This is a genomic window from Halomonas sp. DP8Y7-3 (genome assembly GCF_019801675.1).
Taxonomy (GTDB): Bacteria; Pseudomonadota; Gammaproteobacteria; order Pseudomonadales; family Halomonadaceae; genus Halomonas; species Halomonas litopenaei_A.
Genome location: NZ_JAHVIO010000009.1, coordinates 593,546 through 606,398 on the forward strand (window position 1 = coordinate 593,546; position 12,853 = coordinate 606,398).

8 protein-coding genes are annotated in these 12,853 nt (G+C 62.1%); 7 read left to right on the plus strand and 1 reads right to left on the minus strand.

Features of this window, described 5'->3' with window-relative positions:
• The first annotated feature begins 18 nt into the window (after positions 1-18).
• The 7 genes from parE (at position 19) to arcC (ending at position 10,936) form a co-directional block, all read left to right on the plus strand.
• Positions 19-1,899, plus strand: coding sequence for a DNA topoisomerase IV subunit B (gene parE, locus KUV86_RS12345; protein ID WP_206941016.1), 1,881 nt, complete (start codon positions 19-21; stop codon positions 1,897-1,899).
• An 86-nt stretch (positions 1,900-1,985) separates the two neighbouring features.
• Positions 1,986-4,247, plus strand: a complete 2,262-nt coding sequence (gene parC, locus KUV86_RS12350) for a DNA topoisomerase IV subunit A (protein WP_222484964.1) — start codon at positions 1,986-1,988, stop codon at positions 4,245-4,247.
• 64 nt (positions 4,248-4,311) lie between these two features.
• Positions 4,312-5,520 carry a phosphoserine phosphatase SerB gene (gene serB, locus KUV86_RS12355; RefSeq protein ID WP_206941012.1) on the plus strand — a complete coding sequence of 403 codons (1,209 nt, stop codon included), beginning with the start codon at positions 4,312-4,314 and terminating at the stop codon, positions 5,518-5,520.
• 528 nt (positions 5,521-6,048) lie between these two features.
• Positions 6,049-7,476, plus strand: coding sequence for an arginine-ornithine antiporter (arcD, locus tag KUV86_RS12360; RefSeq protein ID WP_222484965.1), 1,428 nt, complete (start codon positions 6,049-6,051; stop codon positions 7,474-7,476).
• A gap of 87 nt (positions 7,477-7,563) precedes the next feature.
• Positions 7,564-8,820: an arginine deiminase gene (arcA, locus tag KUV86_RS12365; RefSeq protein ID WP_222484966.1), complete on the plus strand. Its 1,257-nt coding sequence runs from the start codon at positions 7,564-7,566 to the stop codon at positions 8,818-8,820.
• 98 nt (positions 8,821-8,918) lie between these two features.
• Complete coding sequence (locus KUV86_RS12370) at positions 8,919-9,929, plus strand: ornithine carbamoyltransferase (protein WP_206941006.1); 1,011 nt, start codon at positions 8,919-8,921, stop codon at positions 9,927-9,929.
• A gap of 77 nt (positions 9,930-10,006) precedes the next feature.
• Positions 10,007-10,936, plus strand: a complete 930-nt coding sequence (gene arcC, locus KUV86_RS12375) for a carbamate kinase (RefSeq protein WP_222484967.1) — start codon at positions 10,007-10,009, stop codon at positions 10,934-10,936.
• Between the two features lie 247 nt (positions 10,937-11,183).
• Here arcC and KUV86_RS12380 read toward each other — a convergent pair whose 3' ends face one another.
• Positions 11,184-12,458 (minus strand): glycerophosphodiester phosphodiesterase family protein, encoded by a 1,275-nt coding sequence (locus tag KUV86_RS12380; RefSeq protein WP_261397624.1) that lies wholly within the window; start codon positions 12,456-12,458, stop codon positions 11,184-11,186.
• Positions 12,459-12,853: the final 395 nt, after the last annotated feature.

Sequence of the window (12,853 nt, forward strand, 5' to 3'; positions counted from 1 at the left end):
CCTGATGATGGACCACGCATGACCCAATACAGTGCCAGTTCGATCGAGGTGCTTTCCGGGCTGGAGCCCGTTCGCAAGCGCCCCGGCATGTACACCGACACCTCCCGCCCGAATCACCTGGTGCAGGAGGTCATCGACAACAGTGTCGACGAGGCCCTCGCCGAGCACGCCAACGAGATTCGCGTGGTGGTGCGCGATGATGGCGGTATCGAGGTGTCGGACAACGGTCGTGGCATGCCCATCGACGTGCACCCCGAGCACGGAGTGTCGGGGATCGAGCTGATCATGACGCGCCTGCACGCAGGCGGTAAGTTCTCCTCATCGAGCTATCGCTTTTCCGGCGGTCTTCACGGTGTCGGGGTATCCGTGGTCAACGCCCTGTCCAGGCGCCTGGAAGTGGAAGTGCTGCGCGATGGCGAGCGCCACGCCATGGCCTTCGAGCACGGCGACAAGGTCGAGGATCTGCACGTCATCGGTACTGCGGCCAAGCGGGCCAAGGGCACGGTGGTGCGATTCTGGCCGGACGTCAGCTATTTCGATAGTCCCAATCTGGCCGTGGGCCGCCTCAAGCACCTGCTGCGCGCCAAGGCAGTGCTGTGCCCCGGGCTCAAGGTGGAGCTGGTCGAGGCCGATGGCACCGCCACCACCTGGCAATTCGAGGACGGTCTGCGCGACTACCTGGCCCAGACCACGGACGGCTACGAGGTCCTGCCAAGCTCGCCCTTCGTCGGTCACTTTGCCGACGACGAGCAGGCGGTGGACTGGGCGATCCAGTGGCTTCCCGAAGGCGGCGACTCGTTGATGGAAAGCTACGTCAACCTGATCCCCACCGCCCAGGGGGGCACCCATGTGAATGGGTTGCGCTCCGGCCTGCTCGACGCGCTCAAGGAATTCTGCGAGTACCGCAGCCTGCTGCCCCGTGGCGTCAAGCTGACCGCCGAAGACCTGTGGGAGCGCGTCGCCTACGTGCTGTCGGTGAAGATGCTGGATCCGCAGTTCGCCGGGCAGACCAAGGAGCGGCTGTCGTCGCGCACCGTGGCGGGCTTCGTGTCCGGGGTGGTCAAGGACGCCTTCTCGCTGTGGCTCAACCACCATGTGGACCAGGCAGAGGCCTTGGCCGAGCTGGTCATCAGCGCGGCTCAGCGGCGCCAGAAGAGCTCCAAGAAGGTGGCCCGCAAGAAGGTGACCTCTGGTCCTGCACTGCCCGGAAAGCTGGCCGACTGCAGCGGTCAGGACCCTGCCATGAGCGAGCTATTCCTGGTCGAGGGCGACAGCGCTGGCGGCAGCGCCAAGCAGGCACGCAACCGCGAGACCCAGGCGATCCTGCCGTTGCGCGGCAAGATCCTTAATACCTGGGAGGTCGACTCCCATGATATCTACGGCTCCCAGGAGGTCCACGACATTGCCGTGGCCATCGGTGCCGACCCGGCCAGCGCCGACCTGTCCAAGCTGCGCTATCACAAGATCTGCATCCTCGCCGACGCTGACTCTGACGGGCTGCACATCGCCACACTGCTGTGCGCGCTGTTCGTGCGCCACTTCCCCTCGCTGGTCGACGCCGGCCATGTGTTTGTCGCCATGCCGCCGCTGTACCGCATCGATCTGGGCAAGGAGGTCTTCTACGCCCTGGACGAGAGCGAGAAGGCCGCCATTCTGCGTTCTCTGGAAGGCAAGCGCGGGACACCCAATGTTCAGCGCTTCAAGGGCCTGGGTGAGATGAGTCCGCTGCAGCTGCGCGAGACGACCATGGCGCCAGAGACGCGCCGCCTGGTGCAGCTGACCCGGGAAGATGGCGACGGCACGCTGGAGATGATGGACATGCTGCTGGCCAAGAAGCGCGCCTCGGACCGCAAGAGCTGGCTTGAAGACTACGGCAACCTGGCCGATATCGACGTCTGATCCGGCCGAGGCAGAGCGGCCGGCGCCGGTTGCGCCTGGGAATACCATGTCGTCGCTTGCGGCGACCAGGATGAGAACGAGGGAACATGACTCTGGACATTGAGGTGGCGGAGGGCGACGTCGAGCGACTGTCCCTGCGCGAATACACCGAGAAGGCCTACCTCGACTATTCGATGTACGTCATTCTCGACCGGGCATTGCCCCATATTGGCGACGGCATGAAGCCGGTACAGCGGCGCATCGTCTACGCCATGCGTGAACTGTCGCTGAACGCCAATGCCAAGTACAAGAAGTCTGCGCGTACCGTCGGTGACGTGCTGGGTAAGTTTCACCCCCATGGCGATAGCGCCTGCTATGAAGCCATGGTGCTGATGGCGCAGCCGTTCAGCTATCGCTATCCGCTGGTCGATGGCCAGGGCAACTGGGGTAGCCCAGACGATCCCAAGTCCTTCGCGGCGATGCGCTACACCGAAGCCAGGCTGTCGAAGTTTGCCGAGGTGCTGCTCAGTGAGCTGGGTCAGGGCACCGTGGACTGGGCGCCCAACTTCGATGGCACCATGAACGAGCCGGTGGTGCTACCGGCACGGCTGCCCCACGTGCTGCTCAATGGCGGCACCGGGATTGCCGTGGGTATGGCCACGGATATTCCGCCCCATAACGTGCGCGAGGTGGTCGAGGCCACCTGCCAGGTGCTGCGTAACCCCTCGGTGACGACGGCGGATCTGATGGCGCACCTGCCGGGACCGGACTTTCCCACCCAGGCGGAGATCATCACTCCCCGCGCCGACCTCAGAAAGATCTATGAAAGTGGCCGTGGCAGCGTCAAGATGCGCGCCCGCTACGAGTTCGACAAGGAAGAAAGCCAGGTCATCATCACCGCGCTGCCGTATCAGGTCAGCGGGGCCAAGGTGCTCGAGCAGATCGCTGCCCAGATGCAGGCCAAGAAGCTGCCGATGGTGGCCGACCTGCGCGATGAGTCCACCCATGAGGAGCCGACCCGTCTGGTGATCGAGCCCCGCTCCAATCGGGTCGACATCGAGGCAATGATGGCGCACCTGTTTGCCACCACCGACCTCGAGAAGAACGTCAGGGTCAACCTCAACGTGATCGGTCTCGACGGCCGTCCGCGGGTGATGCCACTGCCGGAGCTTTTGGGCGAATGGCTCGATTTCCGCCGTACCACGGTACGCCGGCGGTTGGAGCATCGGCTGGGCAAGGTCAACGATCGCCTGCACCTGCTGGAAGGTCTGTTGATCGCCTACCTCAATATCGATGAGGTGATCCGGATCATCCGTGAAGAGGATGAGCCCAAGAGCGCCCTGATCGAGGCTTTCGGTCTCAGCGACCGTCAGGCCGAGGCCATCCTTGAGCTGCGCCTGCGTCATCTGGCCAAGCTGGAGGAAATGAAGATCCGCACCGAGCAGAGTGAGCTCGAGGCGGAGCGCAAGCGGCTCGAGAAGCTGCTGGGCAGCGACGAGGCCATGACCGATCTGATCGAGCAGGAGCTCAGACAGGCGGCGGAAGAACACGGCGATGAGCGTCGCTCGCCCATCGTCGAGCGTGGCGAAGCCAAGGCGCTGTCCGAAGTCGAGCTGGTCGGTGCCGACCCGGTCACCGTGGTGCTGTCCGAGAAGGGCTGGATTCGCGCGGCCAAGGGCCACGATATCGATCCGGCTGGCTTGTCCTACAAGGCGGGAGATGCCTTCCATCTCGCCGCCCGGGGCAAGACCAACCAGCCGCTGGTACTGCTGGACGATACCGGCCGTGCCTACACCTTGCCGGCCCATCAGTTGCCCAGCGCCCGTGGCCAGGGCGAACCGGTGACCGGCAAGGTCAACGTGGTGGCCGGTGCGCATATGGCCGGGGTCATGCTGGCACCCGGCGACTCCCGCTACCTGCTGGCCTCCGACGGCGGCTATGGCTTTGTTGCGCGACTCGAGGACCTGACCGGCAAGAATCGCTCCGGCAAGGCGGTGCTGTCACTGCCCAAGGGCTGCAACGTGCTGCCCCCGGTGGAGCTGCCGGCGGCCGAAGAGCTGACCGTGGCCACGGTATCCAACGAGGGGCGGTTGCTGCTGTTCCCGCTGGAGCAGTTGCCGGAGATGTCCAAGGGCAAGGGCAACAAGATGCTCGACATTCCTGGCGCCCGGGCCGCCCGGCGTGAAGAATTCGTGCGTGGACTGGTCGTGTTGGCCCCAGGAGATACCCTGGTGGTCCATGCTGGCAAACGTAAGCTATCGCTCAAGAATGGCGAACTCGACTACTATCGCGGCGAACGCGGGCGTCGGGGCAGCAAGCTGCCGCGCGGTCTGCAGAAGGTTGATCGGCTGGAGCGCGTCGAGGCCTGATCCTCGGTGGGGGTTCACGTTGTCGCCACCCCATACAAGGCGGTGAGGTTACAGGACAGACTACATGACCAGAAGAATCTTGATGCGTGCCACCGGCCAGGCTCGTCCTGGCCAGCTGGCCGGACTTGGCAAGGCGCTGGCCCGCAGCGGGGCAAGACTTCTCGATATCAACCAGAGCGTGACCTTTGGCATCGTCTCGCTGGAGGCTCTGGTGGCGCTGGATCACGAGGCGGACCTGGAAGGTGCGCTGGCCCACACCGGCGACGAGCTCGGGCTCGATGTGCAGGCGATCCAGATCAGCGCCGAGGAGTACCATCGCTGGAGTCAGACCGCGGGTCAGCCGCGCTGGATCATGACCTTGCTGGCGCCGCGACTGCCTGCTGGCATCCTGGCCGAAGTGGGGGCGCTGACGGCAGAGCATGGCCTGACGGTGGAGTTGATGCATCGCCTGTCCGGACGCGAGCCGCTGGACGGCGAGGCACCGGCCCAGGGCAGCTGCGTCGAATGCTGGCTGCGCGGCGAACAGATCGATCTCGAGTCGCTGCGCGAGAAGGCCCTGGCCCTGGGCGCGGCCCACGGGGTGGATATCGCGCTGCAGGAAGACTCGATCTGGCGTACCCACCGTCGTCTGGTGTGTTTCGACATGGATTCGACCCTGATCAAGGCCGAGGTCATCGATGAGCTGGCCAGGCGTCACGGTGTCTATGACGAAGTGGCGGAGGTCACCGAGCGGGCCATGCGCGGTGAACTGGACTTCCAGGAGAGCTTCCGCGAGCGCATGTCCAAGCTCAAGGGGCTGGATGAGTCCGTGCTGGCCGAGATCGCCGCTGAGCTGCCGTTAATGGACGGCGTCGAGACACTGATGGCTCAGCTTAAGCGCTTGGGCTATCGCACCGCTATCCTGTCCGGTGGCTTTACCTACTTCGCGCGCTATCTCCAGCAACGCCTAGGCTTCGATGAAATCCACGCCAATGAGCTGGTCATCGAGAACGGCAAGGTCACCGGTGAGGTGCGTGAGCCGATTGTGGATGCCGATCGCAAGGCGCTGTTGCTGCGCGAGATCGCCCAGCGCGAGGGCATCTCCATGGAGCAGACCATCGCCGTGGGAGATGGTGCCAACGATCTCAAGATGCTGGCGGCAGCCGGCCTGGGAATTGCCTTCAGGGCCAAGCCCATGGTCAGAGCCCAGGCGAGACAGAGTATCTCGACCCTTGGTCTTGATGCCGTGCTGTACCTGATCGGCTATCGCCAGGCGGATTTGGAGCAAGACTGACCGGCCAAGACTGACCGGCCAAGACTGATCGGCCAAGACTGACCGGAAAGGACATCACGCTGGATGGGGCACCATGCCAGCACACTCGAAAGGGGAGTCTTCGGACTCCTCTTTTTCGTTTTTCCTGTGCTTTCTCCCTGCGTGTTCGCCGTGTCTCGGTGCGTTCTCGTATGCTCTGCGCGTTCTCTCATGCTGTGTGTTGTTCTGTTTACGACTTCTTTTGGGCGGCTTTCTGGTGCAGGTGTCTCTTTTTATGGCGTCCTGAGGCAGAGGAGTGGACGTTCGTGAAAGTGCTCAATACTTGACCCAAGTGGTGGTCACATGAGGTGGCTATCGTTGCCGTCCAGGCATGCAGATCAATGATGGGTTGCGGAGCCGCATTTCATGATCGATGTCGAATAAATTCGTCTTACTTCACGCTGTTGATACGAGTCACCGAAGAAGGGAATACCTCGGTTTGGGGCGTTATCGCGGAGAAAAAAGAGCGTAGGCTGAATCGGCAAACTTTTTTCCTGCGAGGAAGCCTCGATGGAAACACCCAGACATAAGCTCGGGCTTTGTGCACTGCTTGCGCTGGTCGTTGGTTCGATGATTGGTGGAGGAATCTTTTCACTGCCGCAGAACATGGCGGCAAGTGCATCTCCCGGAGCGATGCTGATCGGATGGAGTATTACGGCGGTCGGCATGTTGGCGCTGGTGTTCGTCTTTCAGACGCTGGCCAATCGAAAGCCGGAACTGGATGCCGGTATCTATGCCTACGCCAAGGCGGGGTTCGGTGACTACCTTGGTTTCTCTTCTGCCTGGGGCTACTGGATCAGCGCCTGGCTCGGAAATGTCAGTTATTTCGTTCTTCTTTTAAGTACCCTCGGTTTCTTCTTTCCTGCTTTCGGTGATGGCAATACGCCGCTCGCGGTGCTGTGCGCATCAGTGCTGCTATGGAGTGTTCACTGGCTTGTCTCGAGGGGCATTCAGCAGGCGGCGTATATCAATATCGTGACCACCGTCGCCAAGGTGGTTCCGCTGGTGTTGTTCATCGTGCTGGCGTCGATTGGGTTTCGGCTGGACGTCTTCACTCTGGACATCTGGGGGCAGGCCAACCCTGATCTTGGCAACGTGATGGATCAGGTGCGCAACATGATGCTGGTGACGGTGTGGGTGTTCATCGGCGTCGAGGGCGCGAGCATCTATTCCTCGAAGGCTCGGGAGCGTCGCGATGTGGGACGGGCCACTGTGCTCGGGTTTCTCGGCGTACTGCTGCTGTTGGTCATGGTCAACGTCCTGTCCATGGGCATCATGTCCCAGCCTGAACTCGCGGGCCTGAAAAACCCTTCCATGGCGCTGGTACTCAGCCATGTGGTGGGTCCCTGGGGGGGATACCTGATCAGCGCAGGCTTGGCGGTCTCGCTATTGGGAGCCTTGCTGTCGTGGACGCTACTGTGCGCCGAGATACTTCGTGCCGCTTCCAGTGACGGCACCATGCCAGCAGCCTTGAGCAGGGAAAACGTCAACAAGGTGCCGGTCAAAGCGCTATGGCTATCTAATGGCCTGATCCAGGTGTTTCTTCTGCTCACGCTGCTCAGCGAGTCGACCTATCTCAGTCTCTTGTATCTCGCCAGCTCGATGATTCTGGTGCCTTACCTCTGGTCCGCTGCCTATGCCCTCATGCTGACGTTGAAGAGCGAGGGGTACGAGGGCTCCCCGGAAGATCGCCTGAAGGATGCTTGCATCAGTGGCTTGGCCACGCTGTATGCCCTTTGGCTTCTGTATGCGGGAGGTATCCAGTATCTGCTGCTCTCGGCGCTTCTCTACGCGCCAGGCGCGATCCTGTTTATCTGGGCTAAGCGTGAGCGCGGTGAGGCTGTTTTCAAGCGCTACGAGATGATCATTTTTATGGCGACTGTCGGTGCTTTTGCCTTGGCAGTAGCAGGTCTTTATCAAGGGTGGTTAAGCCTCTAGGGGGAGTCGAATAGAGTAGGTGAAAGAGGTTCTGGAGAGTGACTTTCTGATACGAATTCCCTTGTTTATAGGGGAAGGAGAAAAGCGATGAAGACAGGCGGTTCTCGATTGGGTGTGTACTCGGAAGTGGGTAAGCTTCGCAAGGTCATGGTGTGTTCACCGGGGCTTGCGCACCTCAGGCTGACGCCCAGTAATTGCGACGAGCTGTTATTCGATGATGTGCTCTGGACCAATCAGGCGAAGCGTGATCATTTCGACTTCGTGACCAAGATGCGTGAGCGTGATGTCGAAGTGCTCGAGATGCACAATCTGCTGACCGAAACACTGGAAAATCGTGACGCGGTACGCTGGATTCTGGACCGCAAGATCACCTCCAACCTGGTCGGCCATGGACTTGCGGATGAAGTTCGCGCCTGGCTGACCGACCTTGAGCCTCGGCGTCTAGCCGACTTTCTGATCGGCGGGGTGTCCTGGGCCGATATCACCGAGAGTCATGGTGGCGAGACCCTCAAGACCTTCCGTGACTATCTGGGGCGCTCGAGCTTTGTGTTGCCGCCGTTGCCCAACACCCTGTTCACTCGCGATACCACCTGCTGGATTTACGGTGGCGTCACCCTCAACCCCATGTACTGGCCGGCCAGGCGCCAGGAAACCTTGCTGACGTCAGCCATCTATCGCTTCAACCCGAGGTTTGTCGGCGCCGACTTCAAGGTGTGGTATGGCGACCCTGATCAGGACCACGGTGCTGCAACGCTGGAAGGTGGCGATGTCATGCCGGTGGGCAACGGCGTCGTGTTGATCGGTATGGGGGAGCGTACCTCGCACCAGGCCATCGGCCAGGTGGCCAGCGCCTTGTTCCGGGCGGGTGAAGCCGAACGGGTCATCGTGGCGGGCTTGCCGCGTTCTCGTGCCGCGATGCATCTGGATACGGTGTTCAGCTTCTGTGATCGCGATCTGGTCACGGTCTTCCCGGAGGTGGTCAAGGATATCGTGCCGTTCAGCCTGCGCCCGGACGAGAGCAAGCCCAGTGGCATCGACGTGCGACGCGAGAATCAAGGCTTCATCGAGGTCGTGGCCGAGGCCCTTGGTCTGCCCAGGCTGCGTGTGGTGGAGACCGGCGGCGACAGCTACGAGGCCGAGCGCGAGCAGTGGGATGACGGCAACAATGTGGTCGCCCTCGAGCCCGGTGTGGTGGTCGGCTATGACCGTAATACCTACACCAACACCTTGCTGCGCAAGGCAGGCGTAGAGGTCATCACCATCAGTGCCAGCGAACTGGGGCGCGGACGTGGTGGCGGTCACTGCATGACCTGCCCCATTTCCCGCGATGCCGTCGACTACTGATACCGGCTTGTGACGTCGATCGCTGACGTCAGCGGAACCGTCTTTTTCTCTTTTGGCTTCCCATCGACGGCTGCCAGGCAGCCGTCAAGGAGACACTCATGGCGTTCAACATCCACCATCGTCACCTGCTGTCACTGATGCATCACTCCGAGCGCGAGCTGCGCTACCTGCTGGACCTGTCTCGTGATCTCAAGCGCGCCAAGTACAGCGGCTGCGAGACCCAGCGGCTGAAGGGCAAGAACATTGCGCTGATCTTCGAGAAGACCTCCACCCGTACCCGCTGTGCGTTTGAAGTGGCCGCCTATGACCAGGGCGCCAATGTGACCTACATCGACCCGACCTCGTCCCAGATCGGACACAAGGAGTCCATGCGTGATACCGCTCGGGTCCTGGGACGCATGTATGACGCCATCGAGTATCGCGGCTTCAGCCAGGAGGTGGTGGAGGAGCTGGCGGCCTTCTCTGGGGTGCCGGTGTACAACGGGCTGACCGATGAGTACCACCCGACCCAGATGATCGCTGACGTGCTGACCATGCGTGAGCACGCAGAGAAGCCGCTGCACGAGATCTCCTTCGCCTATCTGGGGGATGCGCGCAACAACATGGGCAACTCGCTGCTGCTGATCGGCGCCAAGCTGGGCATGGACGTGCGTATCGCCGCGCCAAGGGCGCTCTGGCCGGATGAAGAGCACCTGGCCAACTGTCGTCGCTTTGCCGAGCAGAGTGGGGCACGACTCTGCCTGACCGAAGATCCCCAGGAAGCGGTCAAGGGCGTCGACTTCATTCACACCGATGTGTGGGTCTCCATGGGTGAGCCGGTGGAGGCATGGGCCGAGCGCATCGACCAGCTGCTGCCCTATCAGGTCAACCAGGCCTTGCTGGCGGCGTCGGGCAACCCACGGGTCAAGTTCATGCACTGTCTGCCCGCCTTTCACAACTGCGACACCAAGGTGGGGCGTCAGGTCGCCGAGCAGTATCCGGTCCTCAAGAACGGTATTGAAGTCACCGAGGAGGTGTTCGAATCCCCGGCCTGCATTGCCTTCGAGCAGGCGGAAAACCGCATGCACACGATCAAGGCGGTAATGGTGTCGACGCTGGGAGATGTGTGAGTCGCTGGCGTCGATGTTGGCCTGAACCTGGCGAGTGGCCTGGTGCCGCTCGCCAACCTGAACCGGGAGAGTAGCGTATGCGTATCACCATAGCGCTTGGCGGTAATGCACTGTTGCGACGAGGCGAAGTCATGAATGGGGACGCCCAGCGCGCCAACATTCGTATCGCCTGTGAGCAGATCGCGCGAATCGCATCGGGCAATGAGCTGGTTATTGCCCACGGCAACGGGCCCCAGGTAGGCCTGCTGGCGCTGCAGGGGGCGGCCTATGACGAGGACAATGCCTTCCCGCTGGATGTGCTGGGGGCCGAGACCGAGGGCATGATCGGCTACATGATCGAGCAGGAGCTGGGCAATCTGTTGCCTGGCGAGGTGCCGTTCGCCTCGCTGTTGACCCAGGTGGAAGTCGATGCCGCTGACCCGGCCTTTGCTCATCCTACCAAGCCGATCGGTCCCATCTACTCGAAGGAAGAGGCCAGCCGTCTGGCGGAGCTCAAGGGCTGGGCCATGGCCAAGGACGGTGATCATTATCGCCGGGTGGTGCCGAGTCCCAGGCCCAAAAGGATCTTCGAGATTCGCCCACTGCGCTGGCTTCTCGAGCAGGGCACGGTGGTGATCTGTGCCGGCGGCGGTGGGATTCCCACCGTGTACGCTGAGGACGGCAAGCTTCAGGGCATCGAGGCCGTCATCGACAAGGATATGTGCTCGTCGCTGCTGTCTCGAGAGCTCGCCAGTGATCTGCTGATCATCGCCACGGATGTTGACGGTGTCTATCTGGAGTGGGGAACGCCCCAGAGCCGGCGGGTGGCGGAGGCCGATCCTGACAGCCTGGAAGCACTCGACTTTGCTAGAGGGTCCATGGGCCCCAAGGTGCAGGCGGCCTGTGAGTTTGTGCGAGCCAGCGGCAAGACGGCGGTGATCGGAGCACTCGCTGATATCGAGGCCATCGTGGCGGGACGTGCCGGCACCCGCATTACCGTCGAGGCGCAGGGCTTGTCTTTCGCCTGAATGGCTGGCCGCAAGTGAGTGCCCCTGGCTGGTGACGGACTTGGCGAGATGGCAGTGCCGCTGGTGGTCCCCTCGTCTGAGGGGGCCTGGGTACCGCCGATGGGGGAGCGCCGCAGCCAGGCAGGGTCGTTAGGATGGAACCCTCGGAATGGCGTTAGGGGCGCCAACGCCACGGAAGGCGTTCTGGCCGGGTGGCTTGCCACCCGGCCGTTTTTACGTGGTGGGCGCTAATCTTCTTGCCGGGAGCCTAGAGCGCCAGCTCGTCTGCCATGCAGTTGGCGTACAGGGTGACCGCCGCGGGCCAGTCCGAGAACACTGCCTTTACGCCGATATCCCTGGCCATGACGTCCAGCGCGACCATCTTGTCGCCATCGTTGTCTACCACGTCATCAATGGTCTGGTGGTACCAGGCGCCATCCCGGGTCAAGGGTGCCGAGCGCTCAAAGGACCAGGCGACCAGTTCGAGTCCCGCCTGCTTGGCCTCTTCGGCGTAGACCGATGGCACGATGGGCTTGTCAGGGTCGTCGCCGGCGGCCAGCAGCATCCACATCGGCGGGGCCAGAATCTTGACGCCCATATCCGCCAGCTCCTGCATGGACGGTTGCCATGTGCTGGGGTCGGTCACGTCAAAGCCTTCCACGTCATAGCGGTCGTCCAGATAGACGGCGGTATCTCCAAACTCGGTGTTGTCGACCCAGTAGCGCACGTCTTCCAGCAGGAATGACTGCGGAAAGACGTCGGCTGGCGCCACGCCTGCCTCGGCGTACTCATCGAGCAGCTTCTGCGCGTAGTCCTGCTGGCTCATGCCGTCGAAGGGCATCTCCACGCTAGGCGTCTTCAGCTCCGGCGTCATCTTGACTCCGAGCTGCTGGAACAGCGCGATGCTTTCGGCATGGCTCATCAGGGTGCCGCGATCGGCGTAGAGCTCTGTGCGCCAGCGTGGGTTGCCAGCCAGATAGGCTTCCAGGGTGTCGGCACTGGTGTCGACGCCATCCATGCGTCCTTCCAGGGTCTTGAACTCGGCCAGGGTGATATCGCTGGTACAACACTGGATATCGCTGGCGTTGCTCAGGGTGCCGTCGGCATTGAAGGCTGGTGGCACGCTGCACTGGCTGGCCAGTTCGGTTTCCAGAATGTTGGTGGTGCCATGCAGGTCACACTGGGAGTGGCGGCACACCAGCTCCTTGTCTTCGGTGAAGGCCACGTCACACTCGAGCACCCCTGCACCCATTCTTGCCGCCGCCAGGTAGGACTCTTTCGTGTGCTCCGGGAACATGAGAGGCGCACCGCGATGGCCAATCGAAAAGTCGCTGGGCTCAAGCTGGTCCAGGGACGACGCACACTGCTGAAGTGTGGCCTTGAGCTCGGCGGACTGAGCGTTGTCCTCATCCATGTCGTCGATCAGGAAGTAGGGCCGCGGGCCGACGCTGACCGGTAGAGAGTTCGATGCGCTGGTGGGATCGGATGCTGCCACTGCCGAGGAAGACAGGGCCATCGTCAGCAGGCTGATGCCAACGCTCAAGCACAGGGCTGTGCTCAGAACGGCGTGACGGGGCCTGTGGGGACTGCGGTCCTGGGGGGCGGTTGGTGTGCGATATCGCGTAATAGCAAGTGGGGTGCTGTGGTTCAGCGCAACCATCTTGTGTCTCCAGCAGTGTAGGAATGACGTGGGGGATTGAATGGCCTTGGGTGCGAGGCGTGGCGTCCCGAAATCGTCCAGATAGGGTGTAGGGACCGTAAAGCCGCGGCCGGGAGACAACCGGTGGCGTGCCGCCTTGTCCATGGCTTGCGGCCGTATCGGGGCCTGTGACCTGACACCTACTCTAGACGGGGTAGAGGACAAATGCGTGACAGCGAGGTAGGTCAGCAAATCAGCAGAAAAGCGTCGTTCGCGCGTACCGCTGGCGCCGCTTCTGC

Coding starts and splice junctions, on each gene's coding strand:
- KUV86_RS12370 (WP_206941006.1), top strand. CDS start 8,919: ATGGCGTTCAACATCCACCATCGTCACCTGCTGTCACTGATGCATCAC.
- arcC (WP_222484967.1), top strand. CDS start 10,007: ATGCGTATCACCATAGCGCTTGGCGGTAATGCACTGTTGCGACGAGGC.
- serB (WP_206941012.1), top strand. CDS start 4,312: ATGACCAGAAGAATCTTGATGCGTGCCACCGGCCAGGCTCGTCCTGGC.
- parE (WP_206941016.1), top strand. CDS start 19: ATGACCCAATACAGTGCCAGTTCGATCGAGGTGCTTTCCGGGCTGGAG.
- arcD (WP_222484965.1), top strand. CDS start 6,049: ATGGAAACACCCAGACATAAGCTCGGGCTTTGTGCACTGCTTGCGCTG.
- parC (WP_222484964.1), top strand. CDS start 1,986: ATGACTCTGGACATTGAGGTGGCGGAGGGCGACGTCGAGCGACTGTCC.
- arcA (WP_222484966.1), top strand. CDS start 7,564: ATGAAGACAGGCGGTTCTCGATTGGGTGTGTACTCGGAAGTGGGTAAG.